This is a genomic window from Paucibacter sp. B2R-40, from assembly GCF_025717555.1.
GTDB lineage: Bacteria > Pseudomonadota > Gammaproteobacteria > Burkholderiales > Burkholderiaceae_C > Paucibacter_A.
On sequence record NZ_JAJIRP010000015.1, the window covers coordinates 17,563 to 35,526 of the forward strand.

Genomic DNA, 17,964 nt, shown 5'->3' on the forward strand with positions numbered 1-17,964 from the left:
TCATGCCTCCTGTTTGGGCGCGGCAACCGGCGCAGCACCGATGTCCAGGCCTCGCGGATGCTTGTAGCGGTTGTAGCCCCAAAGATACTGGTGAGGAGCGAGTCGGATCATTTCTTCCATGCCTTGATTGATGAGGACAGCGGCGGATTCTGCAGGCAAATCGGCGGCGATCGGCGCTGCCGGCAGCACATGGACAACATAGCCCTGCCCCTTTGGCAAACGTTCACCCCAAATCAGCAAAGCCCTGGCGCCGGTTTGCTGCAATAAACGCGCGGCCAAGGTCATGGTGTAAGCCGGGCGACCAAAGAAAGGTGCCCACACACCCAGTCCATTTGGAGGCACTTGATCCGGCAAAAGGCCAACACATTGGCCTTTTCGCAAAGCCCGAATCATTTGCCGCACGCCCGCCAAACTGGCCGGCGCAGTTTCCAAGCCCGGTCGCCCGCGCGAAGCGTCAATCACCCAGCGCAACCAAGCCTGTTTGGCGGGCCGGAACAAGACCGTGACCGGGCCGGACTCGGCAAATCGCTCGGCAAAAGCTTGGGCACAAATTTCGAAACAGCCCAGATGCGGCGTTAAAAACACCAAGCCGCGCCCAGCCTCCAAGCCTTGCTCAATCAACTCGGCGCCGCGCCACTGCAGTTTGTCGCCCAAGGCCACGTCATGCGGGCGCATCCACAGCCAGGGCACTTCGGCAATCATGCGCCCGGCCTCTTTGATGCCGCCTCGCGCCGCAGCCCAGGGCAGACCGGCAATCTGCACATTGGCCCGATAACGCTGCCGATAGCTGCTTGATGCGGCATAGGCCAGCCAACCTGCGGCGGCCCCCAAGGCATGGAGTACCCGCAGGGGCAAACGGGACAGCATTCGAAACAACATCAACATATTTCTATAATCCAAACATCGCCGAGTTAAATTGGACAACTTGCGGGGCGATGCGGGCTTTATTCACAAGAATGAAACACCCGCCGGGCAGCGATGCTCAACAAATGCTGCTAAAGCGTTCGCCGCGTCTCCCGACAGCACGGCAACGCCGATCAACTGTTAACTGGAGTGTAAAAGTGGCGAACAACGATTTCTTATTTACTTCTGAATCCGTTTCCGAGGGTCACCCGGATAAATGCGCGGACCAGATATCGGACGCGATTCTCGACGCAATTTTTGAGCAAGACCCGCGCTCCCGCGTTGCGGCCGAGACTCTTTGCAATACCGGCTTGGTGGTGTTGGCCGGTGAGATCACCACCAACGCCCACGTGGACTACATCCAGGTCGCGCGCGACACGCTCAAGCGCATCGGCTACGACAACACCGAATACGGCATTGACTACAAAGGCTGCGCGGTACTGGTCGCCTATGACAAGCAGAGCAATGACATCGCCCAAGGCGTGGATCATGCGTCCGACGATCACCTCAATATCGGTGCCGGCGACCAGGGCCTGATGTTCGGCTACGCTTGTGACGAGACGCCCGAGTTGATGCCCGCGCCCATCTATTACGCGCATCGACTGGTCGAGCGCCAAGCGCAATTGCGCAAGGACGGCCGCCTGCCCTTCTTGCGCCCGGACGCCAAGAGCCAGGTGACCATGCGTTATGTGGACGGCCGGCCTCATTCGATTGACACCGTGGTTTTGTCCAGTCAGCATAGCCCGGAGATGAGCGACGGCACGAAGATGAAGCCTGAGTTCATCGAGGCGGTGATTGAAGAGATCATCAAGCCGGTGCTTCCCAAAGAGTGGCTGAAGGAAACCAAATACCTGATCAACCCGACTGGCCGCTTCGTCATCGGCGGCCCGCAAGGTGACTGCGGACTGACCGGCCGCAAGATCATTGTTGACACTTACGGCGGCGCCTGCCCACATGGCGGCGGCGCCTTCTCAGGCAAAGACCCCAGCAAGGTTGACCGCTCGGCCGCTTATGCAGCACGTTATGTGGCGAAAAACATCGTTGCCGCCGGCCTGGCGCGTCAATGCCAGATCCAAGTCGCTTATGCGATCGGCGTGGCCCGCCCTATGAACGTGACCGTCTACACCGAAGGCACCGGCAAGATTCCCGATGACCAACTGGCCGCCTTGGTGCAAGAGCATTTCGACCTGCGCCCCAAGGGCATCATCCAGATGTTGGACCTGTTGCGCCCGATCTACACCAAGACGGCGGCCTATGGTCACTTCGGCCGCGAAGAGCCCGAGTTCACCTGGGAGAGAACCGACAAGGCTGCGGCGCTACGCGCGGCAGCTGGGCTATAAGCCCACTGCGCGAAGCGCAGCGCCGGTTCGCGGGCGATGCTCATTTCCGCCCAGCGGACGTGAGCAGAGACCAAAGGACGGACAAAGCGGCTGCTCTACGTGCAGCCGCTGGCCTGTAAAACCGCCAAGCCACGACCCGCCAAAACGAAAGGGCCGCACAGTGAGTTGTGCGGCCCTTTTTTACACTCGGAACCCATCAACTCATCCCGCACAACTTCTTGAATGGCCCGAGCACTGCCTCACCCCGAAACGGCTTGACGATCCACCCGGTGACGCCAATGGCCTTGCCGCGCGCACGCATCTGCGGATTGTCTTCGGTCGTCAGCATCACGATGCGTACCAATTGATTGCCCAGCTCGGTACGGATCTTCTCGGCCATGGTCAGCCCGTCCATATGCGGCATATTGAAGTCACTGACCACCAGTTTGATCTCAGGATCGATGCGCAGTTGCGCCAGCCCATCGCGCCCATCGACGGCGACCGCCACCTCAAACCCGTTCTTGCTCAGGAAACTGGAGACGATCTCCCGCATCGTGCTGGAGTCGTCAACCACAAGAACATTCGCCATATCTTCAATTCCTTGCTAAGTCGATCGGACAGCTTGCGTCACTCGTTTCAAAACAGATCCAACTCACCTGTCGGCCCGGCCTTCACCGCATGGGCCTCAAAGTCCGCAAACTCCTCGGGCGACCAATGCAAATTGAAGATCACTCTTTGCACAATCACCAGCGGCGGCATGCCTGGCCGCGCCGGGTCAGACAACTGGTAGCGCAGACACAGCTGCGGGTCTTGCGAGCCGAAGGAAATGTATTTGTGCTGGTGGTTGATGACGATGGGGACTTGGGTTTGCTGCTTGCTCAGTTCCTGAGGGGGAATGTAGCGATTCTTGAACGCGCCCCAGATCAGATTGGTGGTTTCGCCCAACATATTGTTGAGTTCGCGGAAATTCAGATCCCCGCCCACGCCTTCATAGCTGAAACCCTGGATCAAGCCTTGGCGCAGCGCATTCTCCTCGGTCTGCAGCATCATGTAGCCGCGGCACCAGGTGCTTTCGATCGGGATCAAAGTTGAGACCTCACCATGAATGATGCGGTCGTGCACGACATAGGGCGACTCGGCCACCACCTGGGCGTTCGGGAACATCGCCACCAACGATGAGCAGGTCAGCTCGGCGATGCCTTGCACCAGGCTGCGCGGGTAGCTGAGGCTGAAGATCGCGTGATCGATGGCGGCACGCAGGGTGTCGGTGTCACCGGTGGTCCAGTGCTGGCACACCGCCAGCTCCTCGGCAGAATTCAGCACGCGACCGCTGCTACGGCGCAGAAAGATCGGCAACTCGGGGCGCAGCTTGTGAATCGCACAGGCCAGTTGCAGCGCGTCGCCCTGGTCACAGGGCAGATTGTCTGCCAGCAGCACACCGCCCAGATCCTTGTGCTTGCCCAGCGTAGCCAAGGCGTCACTGGCCGAGCGCGGCAACGCAATCAGACCAATCGACTGGCAGAAGTCGGTCAGGACTTGATACTGCTCTGGGTCATGTTCCAACAGCAGAACCTTGGCTTCGAGGAGGGTGGAATTGCTCATGATTTTTCGCAGTGCGCCGCCGCCCTGCCCTGTGCCGATTAGCAAACAACGAATTCGCCTGACTCAAAAGCTAGGCGCTCTTCAGCGTTTTCGGCAAGCCTCCCGAATTCTGTAGCACTCGATGACATGGGCCAATGCCGCCCGCGCTTCTACTCGCAAACCCGCTGGACCTTGCTATCGCTCGCCGCATAATTGCGCTGCTCCAGCTCCCTCGAAGCCCGCCTAACTTACTGAAGCTCATGTCAGAACTTCTACAAGCATCCTCCCTGCCCGCATTGCGGATCTTGGTGGTCGATGACCAAGCGACAGCTCGCCGCATTTTGGCGGCCCAACTGCAGGCCGCCGGCCACTTGGTACTGGAAGCTGACACGGGCGATCGTGCCTTGACCCTGTTCCAAACGGAGTCCCCCGATTTGGTGCTGCTGGACGTCGAAATGCCCGGCCACGACGGCTATTGGGTGGCCAGCCAGCTGCGCGCCTCTGAAGCAGGCGGCTGGACGCCCATTATTTTCCTTTCCAGCCGCGACACGGACCAAGACCTTTGGCAAGGTATTGAGTCAGGCGGCGACGACTATTTGATCAAACCCGTTTCCGCCACCGTACTGCAGGCCAAGCTGCGCGCCATGCAGCGCTTGCGCCGAATGCAAATGCGGCTGATCCAATTGTCTGATGACTTGCGCTTGGCCAACGAGCAATTGACCCGCCTCAGCCACGAGGACGCCCTCACCGGCCTGCCGAACCGGCGGGCCTTTGATGCGCGCTTGCAAGAGGAAATTTTGGCCGCGCAGCGCGACAAGCAAAGCCTGACCCTGGTGCTGTGTGACATTGACTATTTCAAAGGTTTCAACGACAAGCTGGGCCATGTCGAAGGCGATATCTGCCTGCAGCGCATCGCCCGCCTCTTGCAAGAAACCTGTCGGCGTCCACGCGACTGCGCAGCACGCTATGGCGGCGAGGAGTTCGCTCTGATCCTGCCGGGCACGCCGCGCTCCGGCGCGATGACTTTTGCGCGCGCCGTGTTGCGGACCTTGGCCTTGACGGCGATCCAGCACCCCGGCTCGGCTGTCGCTGATCACGTCACCTTGTCGGGCGGCATCACGACCTGCATTCCCGACCCCGCCACCACCGTCGAGGGTCTGCTGCGGCGCGCCGACGACGCGCTCTACACCGCCAAATCGCGCGGACGCAATTGTTTCTTCAGTTTCGAAATGCAAATGGATACCCATGAACAGCGCAGCGGCGCCAAACCTTGAAGATCTGCGGCGCTACGCCGTGGCTCGCAGCTTATTCACCCCGACCACGCTGCCCGCCGCGATCAAGCGCCTCGGCTTTGTGCAGGCCGACCCGATCCGAGCCCCGGCGCGTGCGCAAGACCTGACCTTGCGGCTGCGCGTCAAAGACTACCGTGCCGGTGACCTCGAACGCCGCTACTGCAAGCTGGCGATTGAGGAAGATTGCCTGGTCAACTACGGTTTTTTGCCGCGTGAGCATTTGAAACTGATGCATCCGCGCGTGGCGCGGCGCGCCTGGGACGCCAAGACGCAAGCTCATGCGCAAACGCTGCACGGCTTCGTCAGCGCCCATGGCCCCAGCCACCCGCGCGACATCCAAGCCCATTTGGACCTCGGCAGCACCCGGAATGCCTGGGGTGGCAGCAGCAGCGCCACCACGCATTTGCTCGACGGCATGCATTACCGTGGCCTGCTGCGCGTGCAGCGGCGCGAGGCCGGCCAGCGCATCTATGCGGCGGTCACGCATCACGAAGACGAACGCAACCCGCAGGCCAAGGCCGATGCCTTGCTGCAGTTGGTATTGGCCAAATACGCGCCGCTGCCCTCTCGCAGCCTTGGGTCTTTGTGTAGCTTGTTGGGCTACGGATCCCCTCACCTTGGCGCCGAAATCAAGCGCTCACTGAACCAAGCACGGCAGACGCTGCCCAGCGCCGAGATCGACGGCATCCGATGGTTCTGGCTCGAGGGCGAGAACCCTGCGTCCAAACGCTGGCGCCTGGATGATGAGCTGCGCCTGTTGGCGCCCTTCGACCCCATCGTTTGGGACCGCCTGCGTTTCGAGTTATTTTGGGGCTGGGCTTACCGGTTCGAGGCCTACACGCCGGCTGCCAAACGCAAGCTCGGCTATTACGCGCTGCCCATGTTGTGGCGTGGCAAGGTGTTGGGGTGGGCCAATTTGTCGGTTGAAAATTCCGAGTTGCGGGCGCAATTTGGCTTTGTCGAGGCTTCCGCTCCACAAGATGGTGAACTGCTATCGGCGCTGCGCAGCGAGTTGGCACGCATGTCCTCGTTCCTTGGTCTGCCTCCCGGTTGACACAGGTCAAACGCCTCGTCATTGGGTAATATTTCCCACCCCTAGATCATGGGAAATAAGGGGTTACCCGGTGACAAGCCGCTGACGCCAATGCTGTACTTGAGCCTCTGGCTCAGCGCCAGCTCTATACGGCCAACTGCCTCGCTCAGCTCATCCGGAGTTGTGAATTGTGGCGGGCCACCGACTTGGGAGTTCTCTATGTTGTCCTCAGTAAAACTTCGACTTGTTCGCCCGAGCACCCTGAGTGCCACCCCCTTTGCCGTCAGCCTGTTGGCGCTGGCTGCCGCCTTGCCGGCAGCCGCCGACCCGCTCTATTTCTCCAGTTCCGCGCAGGTTCAAGGCAATATTCGCACCACCTACTCGAGCCCGCTGCTCGGTGACGTCAGCTTTACGCTGCAAGGGCCAAGCGATTGGAAATCATCCTGGAACAACCAGGGACAAGGTAGCGGCGTGGCCAGCGTCAACTACAAAATCGACGCAGGCCAAACAAGCAGTGACCCGATCTACAACATCGTCACCAACAATGGCCAATATGGCTTTGGCTACGTCGGTCAAGCCGAAGCCGATGGCCTGCTGTTGCGCACCAAGACCACATCAACCACCGTCAATACCGCGGGGGAAGCGGTAACTTCACCTAACAGCCAGCTTTGGAGCTACGCCAGCGCCAACTGGAACCAGCAGTTCTTAATCAACGAAACGCCAAACCGCCAGAAGGGCAGCTACGGTGCCATCCTGGTGGGCTTCACACTGGACGGCAGCACCAGCGCATCAGTCGGCAACAACTGGAACGACGGATACGCCTACGGCGAGGGCCAACTGGGTTCCAGTTTTGTGGACTCTTTTGGCGTCAACTTTTCCAGCAGCTTTGGGATCAACACCAGTTCATCGGATCCGACCTGGACAGGTAGCCGCACCACCTATAAGAAACTCCTCTTCCAATACGGCACCGCCTTCAACATCAACTTGAACCAATGGTCACAGGCTTACGTCAACGCCGAGTCGGACTTCTCCCACACCGGCTTTATAAGCTCGATCGAGTTGCCGTTTGAGTCCACGCTGCAGTCAGGTGCCGAGCAAGCGGGCCTGGGTGGCATCAGCCAGCTCTACGGCAATGTGACCCATTCCGCCACGGCCGACGACATCAACACCAACTGGGACTTTGGCAACGGAGGCGGCGGGTTCAACCCACCGGTACCAGAGCCATCAAGCTATGCGCTGATGTTGGCAGGCTTGGCCGCGATGGGCTTTTTGATTCGGCGTCGCCGCAGCTAAAGCCCCTGGCTGATCGATCAGGAGTTGCCGGCGCGCGCGAGCAGTAGCGCGCGCGCCACTTCGGCAAAACCATCGCCCCGCGCGGCCTCCGTCACATAGACGGGCAGATGCTGCATACGGGGCGCCCACTGCGCAATATTGGCCACACCGACCGACAGTGGCATGCGCTCGAACATCAGTTGGTCGTTGGCCGAGTCGCCGATATAGAGCCATCGCTGGGCGTCAAATTTTTCGCCCAGCAACGCCTGCACGGTCCAAGCTGCGGCCGTCCATTTGTTGTGCTCACCGATCCAACCATTGATATGGATGGAGCTGACCGTGGCGACCAAGCCATGCTCGCACATCACGGCGCAGACCGCTGCGATCTGGGCGGCGTCGAGTTGCGCGAACTCGCGGTGATCAATGGCAATGTCTGTCAAGCGCCCGCCCGAATCAGTTGCCAAGCGTGTGCCCGGCACGCGCTTGAGCACATTGGCTGCGCAAGTCTGCAGGCGCAAAAAGTTGGCCCGCCGGGTCGGCGCGTCTTGGCTGAACTCGCGCCGCAACAAGCCCGCTTCATCACGGCGCAGCATCACGGCACCGTTCTCGGCCACGATGGCGAGCAGCGGCCAAGCCAGGGCGAAGGGCTCGCTCCAGCCGCTTGGCCGACCCGTTATGGCGATCACCGGTACGCTGGCGTCACGCAAGGCCTGCAAGGATGCCAATGCGGCCGGCGCAATTTCGCCATGGGCCGTCAGCGTGTCATCGATATCGGTCAACACGCCGCGCAAATTGCGCAGACGCTCGGGTGGGCATAGGCTGAAAGGATGCATACGCGGGATTGTCCGCAATCTTGGCCCTGTTCCGCGCATTGAAATTCCGCTTACGGCTAGAATTGCACCTGTTCCGAGGAGCGTTGCAACCTGAGTTCTTATCCCCTCAGGCCAGGCTCGGAAAAGTTTCGCAGCGTCGGCCGCTTTGGCCACCAAGACCCGCAAAACCTGCAACCGCGCTCACCCGCTGACGTTTTCGCGTGGGTGAACGCTGCGAGCCAAGTCCTTTGGCTCGCCATCAGATCCCCCATACGGCGACGGCAGCGGCTTCATAGATTGCATGAAGGAAAGAGCTCGCCATGACTGCCACCACATCCCTGTCCAAAGACCAATACCATATCGCCGACCTGAGCCTTGCCGCCTGGGGCCGCAAGGAAATCAATATCGCCGAGCATGAAATGCCTGCGCTGATGGCGATCCGCAAGGAATACGCGACGACTCAGCCGCTCAAGGGCGCGCGCATCACCGGCTCGCTGCACATGACGATCCAGACTGCCGTACTGGTGGAAACGCTGCAGGCGCTGGGCGCCGAAGTGCGCTGGGCCTCGTGCAATATCTACTCGACCCAGGACCAGGCCGCCGCTGCCTTGGTCGCCGCCGGCACACCGGTGTTTGCCTACAAGGGCGAGACCCTGGCCGATTACTGGGACTACACGCATCGCATTTTTGACTTCGGCGCCAAGGGTACGGCCGGCGAAGGCCCGAACATGATTCTGGACGACGGCGGCGACGCCACGCTCTTGATGCACCTGGGCCAAAAAGCCGAGAAGGATCTGAGCGTGCTGGACAAGCCGGGCAGCGAAGAAGAACGCGTGCTGTTCGCCTCCATCAAGGCCAAGATCGCCGTCGACGGCACCTGGTACACCCGCAAGAGCGCCGAGATCCTCGGCGTGACCGAAGAGACCACCACCGGTGTGCACCGCCTGCAGGAAATGTCGGTCAAGGGCGAGCTCCTGTTCCGTGCGATCAACGTCAATGACTCGGTCACCAAGAGCAAGTTCGACAACCTCTATGGCTGCCGCGAGTCCTTGGTGGACGGCATCAAGCGCGCCACCGATGTGATGATCGCCGGCAAGGTCGCCGTGATCGCCGGTTACGGTGATGTAGGCAAGGGCTCGGCACAAGCGATGCGCGCGTTGTCGGCGCAAGTCTGGGTGACCGAGATCGACCCGATCTGCGCACTGCAAGCAGCGATGGAAGGCTTCCGCGTCGTGACGATGGAGTACGCGGCCGACAAGGCCGACATCTTCGTCACCACCACCGGCAACAAGAACGTGATTCGTCACGAGCACATGCTGGCGATGAAGCACAACGCCATCGTGTCCAACATCGGCCATTTCGACAACGAGATCGAAGTCGCATCGCTGGAACAGTACGAGTGGGAAGAGATCAAGCCACAGGTCGATCACGTGATCTTCCCGGACGGAAAACGCATCATCTTGCTGGCCAAGGGCCGTTTGGTGAACTTGGGCTGCGGCACCGGCCACCCAAGCTATGTGATGTCGTCGAGCTTCGCGAATCAGACGATCGCCCAGATCGAGCTGTTCGCGCACAAGGACGCCTATGACATCGGCAAGGTCTATGTGCTGCCCAAGCATCTGGACGAGAAGGTGGCGCGTTTGCAGTTGACGACGCTGAACGCGCAATTGAGCGAGTTGACGGATGAGCAGGCGGCTTATATCGGGGTGCCCAAGACCGGTCCCTTCAAAGCCGACACCTACCGCTACTGATAGCCTTAGGGCTACTGCGCGGCGCTCAGGCGTCGTTGGGCGGTGCTCGGAATCCTCACGTACAGGAAGTACGTTCCGGTTCCTGTGCTCCGTCCGCCTAGCCTGAGCACCGCTCGCTACGCCCCGTGAGAATCGAATATTTATGCGCGCAGACCAACTGTTAGTTTCAAAAGGCCTGGCGCCGACCCGGTCGGCCGCCGCTCGCCTGATCACGGCGGGCGCTGCTGAATGGCAGGGCCCGGCGGGCTGGCAGGCGATCCGCAAGGCGGGTGAAGACCTGAACGAGCATGGCGAGTTGCGCGTCAGCGATGACGCGGAACTGCGCTTTGTCTCGCGGGGCGGTCTCAAGCTCGAAGGCGCGCTGAAGCACAGCGGCCTGGACGTGAGCGGCTTGTGCGTAATGGACATGGGACAGAGCACCGGCGGCTTCAGCGACTGCCTGCTCAAGGCCGGCGCGGCCAAAGTGGTCGGCGTTGACGTTGGTCATAGCCAGTTGCATGAAACCCTGCGCCAGCACCCGCAGGTAGTGGCGCTGGAGCAACTGCACGTGCGCGAACTGGCTGACTCAGCGCTCACCGAACATGCGCCCAAGGGCGGCTTTGCGCTGATCGTTGGCGATCTGAGCTTCATCTCGATGCTGGGGGCCCTGCCCCATCTGGCGCCATGGCTGGCATCCGAGGGTCAGGTCTTGCTGCTGGTCAAACCGCAGTTCGAGTTGGGGAAAAAGGCGCTGGCACGCGGTGGCTTGATCAAGGACGTCAAGCAATATCCGCTGCTGGAGACCCAGGCCCGCGATGCCGCCAAAGCCCTGGGCTGGAAGGTACTGGGCTATTTTGAGAGCGCCATCACCGGCGGTGATGGCAACAAGGAATTTTTTCTCTGGGCGCAAGCGCCGCAGACCAAGAAAGACAGCGCATGAGCAACACAAGATCAATTCCGGTCAGCTTCGAGTTCTTCCCGCCCAACACGCCGGTCGGGACAGAGAAGCTCAAGACCGTGGTGCAAGACCTCAGCGTCTTGCACCCGCATTACTTCAGCGTCACCTATGGCGCCGGCGGCTCGACCCGCGACAAAACACTCAGCACGGTGATGGACATCGCCCGCGCGGGCTTCGAGGCCGCGCCGCATCTGTCTTGCGTGGGATCCACGCGCGAGAACATCGCCGAAATCCTGGCCACCTACCGCGCGCAAAATATTCGCCGCGTGGTCGCTTTGCGTGGCGATTTGCCCAGCGGCACGGCGACAGCCGGTGAATTCCGTTATGCGGCCGAGTTGGTGGCCTTTATCCGCGAGACGCAAGGCAGTGACTGGCAGATCGAAGTAGCGGCCTACCCCGAGTACCACCCGCAGCAACGCTATGCGGCCAAGGACTTGCAGCATTTCGCGGACAAGATGGCGGCTGGCGCCAGTTCGGCCATCACACAGTTCTTCTTCAACCCGGACGCTTACTTCAACTTCGTTGACGAAGCCCGCAAGCTGGGCGTTACGGCGCCCATCGTGCCCGGCATCATGCCCTTCCACAACTACGCTCGCATCGCCCAATTCGCGGCGCGCGACGGGATAGAGATTCCGCGCTGGGTGGCGCTGAAGATGGAAGGCTATATGGACGACGTTGCCTCGATCCGCGCCTTTGGGCTCGACGTGATGACACGGGTCTGCGAGCGCCTGATTGCCGGCGGCGCGCCCAGCATCCACTTCTATACGCTGAACCAATCGGGTCTGACGCTGGAGTTGTGTAAACGCCTCAAGCTAGGCGAAGTTTCTTGAGCCAAGTCAAAACCCTATGGCCCTCCCAGCGAGGGCTTTTTTGACTTTGCGTTAGATCAAGGGTTTACCCCCTCGGCAGCATTCAAATCTCTTTCATCGGGGCTATTCCCGGCTTTTTGAAAGTAGATCCATGAACAAGAATTTTGCTGCAGCAATCGCTGGCGTCTGCACAACGGCTGCCCTGGGTTTGGCCAGCTTCTCGGCACAGGCCCAGAGCGCACAAGAAGGCCCTTGGCTGGTGCGCGTGCGCGCCGTGCATCTGCAATCGGCCAATGACAATAGCGACAAGTTGGCCGCCACGCTGACTAGCGTCGTCGGCAAGCCTGCCGAAGCATCGATCAATGACAAATGGCTGCCTGAGCTGGACATCAGCTACTTCATCACGCCCAATATTGCGGCCGAGTTGATCCTGACTTACCCGCAAAAGCAAGACCTGTCGGTCACCGGCGTGGGCAAGATCGGCAGCTTCAAGCATCTGCCCCCTACGCTGAGTGCGCAATACCACTTCAGCCCCACCAGCATGTTCCGCCCCTATGTCGGCTTGGGCGTGAACTACACCAATATCTCGGACGTGCAGTTTGACGCCAATGTTGCCGCACTGAAGCTGGGCCTGAAGCACAACAGCTGGGGTCTGTCGGCACAGATTGGCGCCGACATCGAAGTCGCCAAAAATCTGTATCTGAACGTGGACATCAAGAAGGTTCAGATCAAGACCACCGTTTACTCCAACGGTGCTGATATTGGCGAGTTCAAGGTTGATCCGCTGTTGGTCGGCGTTGGCCTGGGCATGCGCTTCTAAGCCTGCCTCACCAAGCAAAGCCGCTGTGGCCCAAATTGGGCGCAGCGGCTTTTCGCTTTCTCAAAGCGCCGCGAACGCATCTCTCGTCATATTCTCCGGCCCACCTTCGGCCCGACACACCACATCATCCTCGATGCGAATGCCGCCAAATCGGCTCAGGTGCTCGACCAAAGGCCAATTGACCGCAGCTGCTGCAGGACTGGCACGCAGCTGGCGCAACAGCGTCGGGATGAAATACAGGCCCGGCTCAATCGTCACCACCATGCCGGCTTGCAGCTTGCGAGTCAGCCGCAGATAAGGGTGGCCCTCGGGCTTGGGCGCCACAGCGCCGCTCTCATCGGCCATGAAGCCGCCAATGTCATGTACTTGCAGGCCCAACAAATGGCCGATGCCGTGCGGCATGAAGATCGAGGTGACGCGCTGCTCCAGCATAGCCTCGGTGCTCATGTTGACAATGCCCTGCGATTGCAAGACCGCTGCCAAGTGGCGATGCGTGCTGAGGTGGATGTCCCGGTAATCCACGCCGTCGCGCACCTCATCCACCAGCGCCAGCTGAGCGACTTCCATTGCCGCCAGCAGCGCGTCGAAGTCGGCGTCGCCACCACGGCTCCAGGTGCGCGTGATGTCAGAGGCATAGCCATTGACCTGCGCTCCGGCATCAATCAGGAAGGAGCGGCTTTCGGCCGGGCGCTGCACATCCTGATACTGGTAGTGCAGCACGGCACAGTGTTCGTTCAGCGCCACGATATTGCCGTAAGGCAAGTCCCGATCGGTGTGACCGGCAGCGACCAAATAGGCCCGGTGAATTTCGGCCTCTGAGACGCCGGCCAGAAAGGCATCACGCGCGGCCAGGTGCGCGGGTGCGGCGCGGCGTGAGGCGCCTCGCATCTGGTCCAACTCATAGCCGTTCTTGCGTGCACGCTGGAAATGCAGCAGGTTCAGCAGGTCGGGCGGGTTATTCGGCAGCAGGCCATCCAAGCCTGCATCCGCCTCGCCGATGATGGCCAAGCGACCGGCCGCTTTCAGATGCGCGGCCGCATCTTCAGCCCGGCTGATGATGATCAACTCGACCAGATCGACCCATTCGCCGGTCGGGCTGCTTGGCGGCACATGCCAGTAGTCGTCGGGTTGGTAGTAGACGACACGCGGTTTGTGGCCAGGCCGCACCAGCACCCAGCTGTTCGGGTGATTGGTCAAAGGAAGCCAATGTTTGAAATGCGGATTGGCTTGAAACAGATAGGGCCGGTCATCCATAAACGCGTATTTCTCGATGCCCGAGGCAATCAGCATCGCGTCGAAGCCCGTGCGTGCCAAGGCGCTTTCGGCCTGGGCCTGCAGCAAGGTCAGGTGTTGTGCGTAAGTATTCATACCCGCATTCTCAACCATTGCGGTCCCATACCACGCCTTCCTCGGTCAGCATCGCATCCAGAGGAACATCATGCGACTGCGCCTTCAGCATCGGCTGAAAGCCATGCGCATAACCAATGCCCGCCGTGGCCGGGCGCGGCTGCAGGGCCGCCAAGGTGCGGTCCATAAAGCCGCCGCCATAACCCAGCCGCAGGCCACAAGGGCCGAAGCCAATACAGGGCACCAGCAGCAGTTGAGGCTCAAACACCTCGGTGTCCTTGGGCTTGGGGATGCCATACGCGTCCTCCTCCATCGGGCAGCCCGGATACCAGACATGAAAGCGCAGCGTGCCTTGGGCCTTGTCCACCACCGGCAAACCTATCCTGCGCTCGGGATGGTCCTCGCCCCAGCGGTAGAGCGCCGGCAAGGGGTCGAACTCGCCCTTGATGGGCCAATAAGCGCCAATCGTGAGCTCGGCTCGCCGTAAGAGCCAGACGCGCAACACTTCCTGCAAATGCTCGGCCAGCTCTAGACGATTGGGCAAATCCAGGCGCGCCTGGATCAGCTTGTGGCGCAAAACGCTGCGATCATTCATATCCACGGACAATTCCTCCCACAAGAAACTGCTGGCCAATATTGACTCAATGAAACCTGTCGGCCGCTGCCCCCGATTGTGTGGGCAGACCGGCGGCAACTACCGTCCGTTCAGACCCTATATTTGACCCATGTCCAGTAAAGAACTGCTCCATCACAGCCTGGAAATGCTGGCACCACTTGGGGCGCTGCGAAGCCGCCGCATGTTTGGGGGCTGGGGCATTTACGTAGACGACTATTTCATCGCCATCATCGCCTTCGATCAACTCTATTTGAAGGCCGACGCGCAAACCCGCCCGGAGTTCTTGGCGGCCGGCTGCGCGCCGTTTCAATACGAGCGCGAGGGTCAGCTCATGACTCTGGGCTATTTCGTCGCACCCGAAGAAGCGATGGAGTCCCCGGCGCTGATGGAGGCCTGGGGCCGCTTGGCCCTCGGCGCGGCCTTGCGAGCCAAGACCGGCGCGGCGAAGCCAAAGGCGAGAATGAGGGCCAAGAACAAATCGTAGCGCCACTCACGTTTGGCCTCGCCCCTATGCACGCAATGCTGAACGCCATCGCCACGATGGCCCTGCCCGCTGACGCCCAGCGCATCTTTCATGGCCGGGGCGGACTCTTCCCGGGCTGCGAGCAATGGGCGCTGGACAGCTTCCCGCCAGTTTTTTTGTTGACCAGCTTTCAGCCCGCGACGGGGCATGAATTGGGCCTCATTCAGGCAGCCCTGGCAGCCCGCTGGCAAGAACTGGCCCCCGATCAGCCGCTCAAGCTGGTCTTTCAATACCGCGACGAAGGCCGCAGCGAGACTCGGCTGCTGGCCGGCAGCGTGCCCGAGCCACATTCGGTATCCGAACAAAAAACGCGTTATCTGGTGCACTTGCTGAGGGGTCAAAACCACGGCCTCTTTCTCGACATGGCCGCTGGACGGCGCTGGGTCAGCGAGCATGTGCAGACGCGCCCCGGCGCCCAGGTGCTGAACCTTTTTGCCTACACCTGTGCCTTCTCGGTGGTGGCGCTGCAGGCCGGAGCCGGCAGCGTGGTCAACGTAGACATGAGCAGCGGCGCCCTCAATATCGGGCGGCAAAACCACCGTCTGAACGGTTTGGAAGATTCGTCCAAACGAGCCAGCTTCCTGGCCCACGACATTTTCAATTCCTGGGGCAAGATCATGCGCAGCGGCCCCTATGACCTGATCATCCTTGATCCGCCCAGCTTCCAAAAAGGCAGCTTCGTCGCGACCAAGGATTACGCCCGCCTGCTGCGCCGCCTGCCCGCTCTCTTGGCGCCGGGCGGCCACGCAATGCTCTGCCTGAATACGCCCAAGCTGGGCCTTGCTTTTCTGCAAGATCAAATGCAAGAGTTGGCGCCCGAGCTCAAGTTCGTGCAGCGCGTGGCCAACCCGGCCGAGTTTGCCGATATTTCCGACGACCGCTCGCTCAAGGTGCTGATTTACAAGGCGGCCGATTAGTTAGGCAGCCGGCCGGCGGCACCAGCAATTGAAAGGCGGCCTGCGGCCAAGCCTCCAGCACGACCCGGCTGCCGCTGGCCAGCGCCACGCTTTGGCCGGCCTCCAGCCACACATCTTCGGCCGGCGCTTGCGCCCTGCCCTGGCGCGTCAACCAAACCCGCCCCTTGGCAACAGCCAACTCGCGCGCGCCCGGACCGATCTCCAGGCTCAAGGCCTCACCCTGCGACAGGGACCACAATGCTTGCGAATGGCTCATTATTTCAACTCCGGTTTTGGCGACCCACGGTTGCCGCCTCTGGAGATGAATACTAGGGATTGCCCGCGCCGGCGTCCAATGAGATGGGCGCACAGCATTGATACCATTCACGCATGAATCAAGCCACGTCGCCGCCAAAGCCAACTCGCCAACGCCCACTCTCGGTCGGTCCACTACGCGCCTTCGAGGCGGTGGCGCGGCTTTTGAGCTTTCGCGGCGCGGCGGATGAGTTGTTCTTGACTCAGTCAGCGATCAGCCGGCAGATCCGCTCGCTCGAAGAGGAACTCGGCTTCAGTTTGTTTTTGCGCGGAACCCGCCATGTCGAATTGACCAGCGACGGTGCGGCGCTGCAAACAACCACGATCGCCGCGCTGGAACGGCTTGACCAAACGGTGCGCCAGTTGCGCCAGGCGCGCGGCCGCCGAGTCGTCAATGTGACCACTTTTGCATCCTTCGCCTCGCTCTGGTTAATTCCGAGGTTAGAGGCCTTTCAACGCGAGCATCCGGACATCGACATCCGCGTCTCGGCCAACGATCAGGTGATAGACCTGGACGACAGCGAGTTCGACATCGCCTTGCGCTACACGGCGGCTGGCAATACTCCGCCAGGGGCGGAGCGCCTGTTCGGGGAGACGCTGACGCCGGCCGTGAGCCGCTGGTTGTCGTCCCAAGGCGAGCAGGGCGAGCGCCCGCCACTGCGCCAGCCGGCCGACTTGGCCCACTACACCTTGGCAGAGGAAGACGATCAGCGCCCGACGGCGGAGTTTCTGGGTTGGCGTCGCTGGTTGCGCGAACACGGGGTGGCCGATTTGCAGCCGCGCCGCTGGATGTATCTGAACTTCACCTACCAGCAGGTTCAAGCGGCCCTGGGCGGACAAGCGGTGGCGCTGGCCCGGGTCGCCTTGGTCAGCGAGCAGCTGCAGCGTGGCGACCTGATCGAACCCTTCGGCCCGGCCGGCCGCATGAGCAGCCCGATTGCTTACTGGCTGCTGCTGTCGCGGCACAGCAAAAATCGGCCCGAAATCGTGTTGTTCAATGACTGGCTGCTGGCACAAGCGGCGCAAGCGCGCATCGATATCGGCGAGACAAGGCCCTAAGGTGAGATGACTTCGCGCTCGGTCAACACCAAGGTCAGCGGCTGGTCATGCGGCTCGGCCGCGAAGTGACACTCTGCAAAGGACCAAGCCAAGCCAATGCTGGTGACGCCCGGATGCGCCGCCAGCCAGCGGTCGAAATAGCCGCCGCCATAGCCAAGGCGGTAGCCTTCGCGCGTGAACCCCACGCAGGGCACCAGCACCACGTCCGGCACCACCACCGCGCCCTTGCTGCTGCCGATGCCGCATTCATCTTGCGCGCTCGGCGTTTGCCCATCCCAACGCCGATAGTCCATGCGGCGCGGCGACTTGTAGGCAAAGGGCAGCGCCCATTGCATGGGCTCGGGCGGCGCGGTTTCGGAGTCCGCCCAGTCCTCCTCAAGGGCCGGATTCGATGGTGAACCTTCATGGGCCCCAAGGTTTACTGGCGCCAATAGTGCCAACAAGTGCTCGGCTGCGTTAAATTCCCCCTCAAGCGGCCAAAACAGGCCCAGGCATTGCGGCTCCAGCTGTTCCAGCAAGTGGCGCAAATGCTGCCCCAGACTGCCGGCAGCGGCATGCGCTGCGGGGGTGGCGGCCCAGGCAGCTCGCTGGGTCAGCAAATGGGTCCGCAAAGCCGGGCGCTCGTGCGGAAGCGATGGAGATGTTGATTGAAAACTGGACACGGTACCCTTTGATGCGC

Annotated in this window: 19 protein-coding genes and 1 riboswitch; of the genes, 11 read left to right on the forward strand and 8 right to left on the reverse strand. The window is 61.1% G+C overall.

Going from position 1 to position 17,964, the window contains the following annotated elements:
* Positions 1 to 885, reverse strand: coding sequence for a lysophospholipid acyltransferase family protein (locus LNV09_RS23135; RefSeq protein WP_263559426.1), 885 nt, complete (start codon positions 883 to 885; stop codon positions 1 to 3).
* A gap of 176 nt (positions 886 to 1,061) precedes the next feature.
* On the opposite strand from LNV09_RS23135, the gene metK reads away from it, so the two are divergent.
* Positions 1,062 to 2,243: a methionine adenosyltransferase gene (gene metK, locus LNV09_RS23140; RefSeq protein WP_263559427.1), complete on the forward strand. Its 1,182-nt coding sequence runs from the start codon at positions 1,062 to 1,064 to the stop codon at positions 2,241 to 2,243.
* Positions 2,244 to 2,439: 196 nt separating this feature from the next.
* On the opposite strand, the gene LNV09_RS23145 is transcribed toward metK, so the two are convergent.
* Together LNV09_RS23145 and LNV09_RS23150 are read right to left on the reverse strand one after the other, a co-directional pair.
* Positions 2,440 to 2,811, reverse strand: a complete 372-nt coding sequence (locus LNV09_RS23145) for a response regulator (RefSeq protein ID WP_263559428.1) — start codon at positions 2,809 to 2,811, stop codon at positions 2,440 to 2,442.
* Between the two features lie 47 nt (positions 2,812 to 2,858).
* Positions 2,859 to 3,824, reverse strand: coding sequence for a chemotaxis protein CheX (locus tag LNV09_RS23150; RefSeq protein ID WP_263559429.1), 966 nt, complete (start codon positions 3,822 to 3,824; stop codon positions 2,859 to 2,861).
* Positions 3,825 to 4,063: 239 nt separating this feature from the next.
* Here LNV09_RS23150 and LNV09_RS23155 point away from each other — a divergent pair, with 239 nt between their 5' ends.
* The 3 genes from LNV09_RS23155 (at position 4,064) to LNV09_RS23165 (ending at position 7,421) form a co-directional block, all read left to right on the forward strand.
* Positions 4,064 to 5,077, forward strand: coding sequence for a GGDEF domain-containing response regulator (locus LNV09_RS23155; protein WP_263559430.1), 1,014 nt, complete (start codon positions 4,064 to 4,066; stop codon positions 5,075 to 5,077).
* The gene (locus LNV09_RS23160) at positions 5,049 to 6,149 is read left to right on the forward strand and encodes a DNA glycosylase AlkZ-like family protein (protein WP_263559431.1); all 1,101 of its coding nucleotides are present in this window, start codon (positions 5,049 to 5,051) and stop codon (positions 6,147 to 6,149) included. Before LNV09_RS23155 ends, LNV09_RS23160 begins: the two co-directional genes overlap by 29 nt.
* 198 nt (positions 6,150 to 6,347) lie before the next feature.
* A complete protein-coding gene (locus LNV09_RS23165; RefSeq protein ID WP_263559432.1) occupies positions 6,348 to 7,421 on the forward strand; it encodes a PEP-CTERM sorting domain-containing protein in 1,074 nt (357 codons plus the stop codon).
* A gap of 17 nt (positions 7,422 to 7,438) precedes the next feature.
* Here the strand turns inward: LNV09_RS23165 and LNV09_RS23170 are convergent, their stop codons facing one another.
* Positions 7,439 to 8,233, reverse strand: coding sequence for an HAD-IIB family hydrolase (locus LNV09_RS23170; RefSeq protein ID WP_263559433.1), 795 nt, complete (start codon positions 8,231 to 8,233; stop codon positions 7,439 to 7,441).
* Between the two features lie 69 nt (positions 8,234 to 8,302).
* Positions 8,303 to 8,422: riboswitch (S-adenosyl-L-homocysteine riboswitch) on the forward strand.
* A 110-nt stretch (positions 8,423 to 8,532) separates the two neighbouring features.
* Here LNV09_RS23170 and ahcY point away from each other — a divergent pair.
* The 4 genes from ahcY to LNV09_RS23190 all read left to right on the forward strand — a co-directional run bounded on the left by ahcY (position 8,533) and on the right by LNV09_RS23190 (position 12,529).
* Complete coding sequence (ahcY, locus tag LNV09_RS23175) at positions 8,533 to 9,963, forward strand: adenosylhomocysteinase (RefSeq protein ID WP_263559434.1); 1,431 nt, start codon at positions 8,533 to 8,535, stop codon at positions 9,961 to 9,963.
* A 142-nt stretch (positions 9,964 to 10,105) separates the two neighbouring features.
* Positions 10,106 to 10,882, forward strand: a complete 777-nt coding sequence (locus tag LNV09_RS23180) for a TlyA family RNA methyltransferase (protein ID WP_263559435.1) — start codon at positions 10,106 to 10,108, stop codon at positions 10,880 to 10,882.
* Positions 10,879 to 11,730, forward strand: a complete 852-nt coding sequence (metF, locus tag LNV09_RS23185; protein ID WP_263559436.1) for a methylenetetrahydrofolate reductase [NAD(P)H] — start codon at positions 10,879 to 10,881, stop codon at positions 11,728 to 11,730. The genes LNV09_RS23180 and metF overlap by 4 nt, the downstream gene beginning before the upstream one ends.
* 130 nt (positions 11,731 to 11,860) lie before the next feature.
* Entirely contained in the window at positions 11,861 to 12,529 is a 669-nt protein-coding gene (locus LNV09_RS23190) for an OmpW/AlkL family protein (RefSeq protein WP_263559437.1), read from the forward strand.
* Positions 12,530 to 12,589: 60 nt separating this feature from the next.
* Here the strand turns inward: LNV09_RS23190 and pepQ are convergent, their stop codons facing one another.
* Both pepQ and LNV09_RS23200 read right to left on the reverse strand, forming a co-directional pair.
* Positions 12,590 to 13,897 carry a Xaa-Pro dipeptidase gene (gene pepQ / locus LNV09_RS23195; protein ID WP_263559438.1) on the reverse strand — a complete coding sequence of 436 codons (1,308 nt, stop codon included), beginning with the start codon at positions 13,895 to 13,897 and terminating at the stop codon, positions 12,590 to 12,592.
* A 10-nt stretch (positions 13,898 to 13,907) separates the two neighbouring features.
* Positions 13,908 to 14,471, reverse strand: a complete 564-nt coding sequence (locus tag LNV09_RS23200) for a 5-formyltetrahydrofolate cyclo-ligase (protein ID WP_263559507.1) — start codon at positions 14,469 to 14,471, stop codon at positions 13,908 to 13,910.
* A gap of 130 nt (positions 14,472 to 14,601) precedes the next feature.
* On the opposite strand from LNV09_RS23200, the gene LNV09_RS23205 reads away from it, so the two are divergent.
* Positions 14,602 to 14,976, forward strand: coding sequence for a TfoX/Sxy family protein (locus LNV09_RS23205; protein ID WP_263559439.1), 375 nt, complete (start codon positions 14,602 to 14,604; stop codon positions 14,974 to 14,976).
* 26 nt (positions 14,977 to 15,002) lie between these two features.
* Positions 15,003 to 15,932, forward strand: a complete 930-nt coding sequence (locus tag LNV09_RS23210) for a class I SAM-dependent methyltransferase (protein ID WP_263559440.1) — start codon at positions 15,003 to 15,005, stop codon at positions 15,930 to 15,932.
* Here the strand turns inward: LNV09_RS23210 and LNV09_RS23215 are convergent.
* A complete protein-coding gene (locus LNV09_RS23215) occupies positions 15,901 to 16,188 on the reverse strand; it encodes a DUF2917 domain-containing protein (protein WP_263559441.1) in 288 nt (95 codons plus the stop codon). The genes LNV09_RS23210 and LNV09_RS23215 overlap by 32 nt on opposite strands.
* A 113-nt stretch (positions 16,189 to 16,301) precedes the next feature.
* Here LNV09_RS23215 and LNV09_RS23220 point away from each other — a divergent pair, with 113 nt between their 5' ends.
* Positions 16,302 to 17,285: a LysR substrate-binding domain-containing protein gene (locus LNV09_RS23220; protein ID WP_263559442.1), complete on the forward strand. Its 984-nt coding sequence runs from the start codon at positions 16,302 to 16,304 to the stop codon at positions 17,283 to 17,285.
* On the opposite strand, the gene LNV09_RS23225 is transcribed toward LNV09_RS23220, so the two are convergent.
* The gene (locus LNV09_RS23225) at positions 17,282 to 17,896 is read right to left on the reverse strand and encodes a 5-formyltetrahydrofolate cyclo-ligase (RefSeq protein ID WP_263559443.1); all 615 of its coding nucleotides are present in this window, start codon (positions 17,894 to 17,896) and stop codon (positions 17,282 to 17,284) included. The genes LNV09_RS23220 and LNV09_RS23225 overlap by 4 nt on opposite strands.
* Positions 17,897 to 17,964: the final 68 nt, after the last annotated feature.

What these genes read in the sequence shown, in the direction of transcription:
- LNV09_RS23135 (WP_263559426.1), bottom strand. Translation starts at nt 885, where the DNA reads ATGTTGATGTTGTTTCGAATGCTGTCCCGTTTGCCCCTGCGGGTACTC.
- LNV09_RS23145 (WP_263559428.1), bottom strand. Translation starts at nt 2,811, where the DNA reads ATGGCGAATGTTCTTGTGGTTGACGACTCCAGCACGATGCGGGAGATC.
- LNV09_RS23150 (WP_263559429.1), bottom strand. Translation starts at nt 3,824, where the DNA reads ATGAGCAATTCCACCCTCCTCGAAGCCAAGGTTCTGCTGTTGGAACAT.
- LNV09_RS23155 (WP_263559430.1), top strand. Translation starts at nt 4,064, where the DNA reads ATGTCAGAACTTCTACAAGCATCCTCCCTGCCCGCATTGCGGATCTTG.
- LNV09_RS23160 (WP_263559431.1), top strand. Translation starts at nt 5,049, where the DNA reads ATGAACAGCGCAGCGGCGCCAAACCTTGAAGATCTGCGGCGCTACGCC.
- LNV09_RS23165 (WP_263559432.1), top strand. Translation starts at nt 6,348, where the DNA reads ATGTTGTCCTCAGTAAAACTTCGACTTGTTCGCCCGAGCACCCTGAGT.
- LNV09_RS23170 (WP_263559433.1), bottom strand. Translation starts at nt 8,233, where the DNA reads ATGCATCCTTTCAGCCTATGCCCACCCGAGCGTCTGCGCAATTTGCGC.
- ahcY (WP_263559434.1), top strand. Translation starts at nt 8,533, where the DNA reads ATGACTGCCACCACATCCCTGTCCAAAGACCAATACCATATCGCCGAC.
- LNV09_RS23180 (WP_263559435.1), top strand. Translation starts at nt 10,106, where the DNA reads ATGCGCGCAGACCAACTGTTAGTTTCAAAAGGCCTGGCGCCGACCCGG.
- metF (WP_263559436.1), top strand. Translation starts at nt 10,879, where the DNA reads ATGAGCAACACAAGATCAATTCCGGTCAGCTTCGAGTTCTTCCCGCCC.
- LNV09_RS23190 (WP_263559437.1), top strand. Translation starts at nt 11,861, where the DNA reads ATGAACAAGAATTTTGCTGCAGCAATCGCTGGCGTCTGCACAACGGCT.
- pepQ (WP_263559438.1), bottom strand. Translation starts at nt 13,897, where the DNA reads ATGAATACTTACGCACAACACCTGACCTTGCTGCAGGCCCAGGCCGAA.
- LNV09_RS23200 (WP_263559507.1), bottom strand. Translation starts at nt 14,471, where the DNA reads ATGAATGATCGCAGCGTTTTGCGCCACAAGCTGATCCAGGCGCGCCTG.
- LNV09_RS23205 (WP_263559439.1), top strand. Translation starts at nt 14,602, where the DNA reads ATGTCCAGTAAAGAACTGCTCCATCACAGCCTGGAAATGCTGGCACCA.
- LNV09_RS23210 (WP_263559440.1), top strand. Translation starts at nt 15,003, where the DNA reads ATGCACGCAATGCTGAACGCCATCGCCACGATGGCCCTGCCCGCTGAC.
- LNV09_RS23215 (WP_263559441.1), bottom strand. Translation starts at nt 16,188, where the DNA reads ATGAGCCATTCGCAAGCATTGTGGTCCCTGTCGCAGGGTGAGGCCTTG.
- LNV09_RS23220 (WP_263559442.1), top strand. Translation starts at nt 16,302, where the DNA reads ATGAATCAAGCCACGTCGCCGCCAAAGCCAACTCGCCAACGCCCACTC.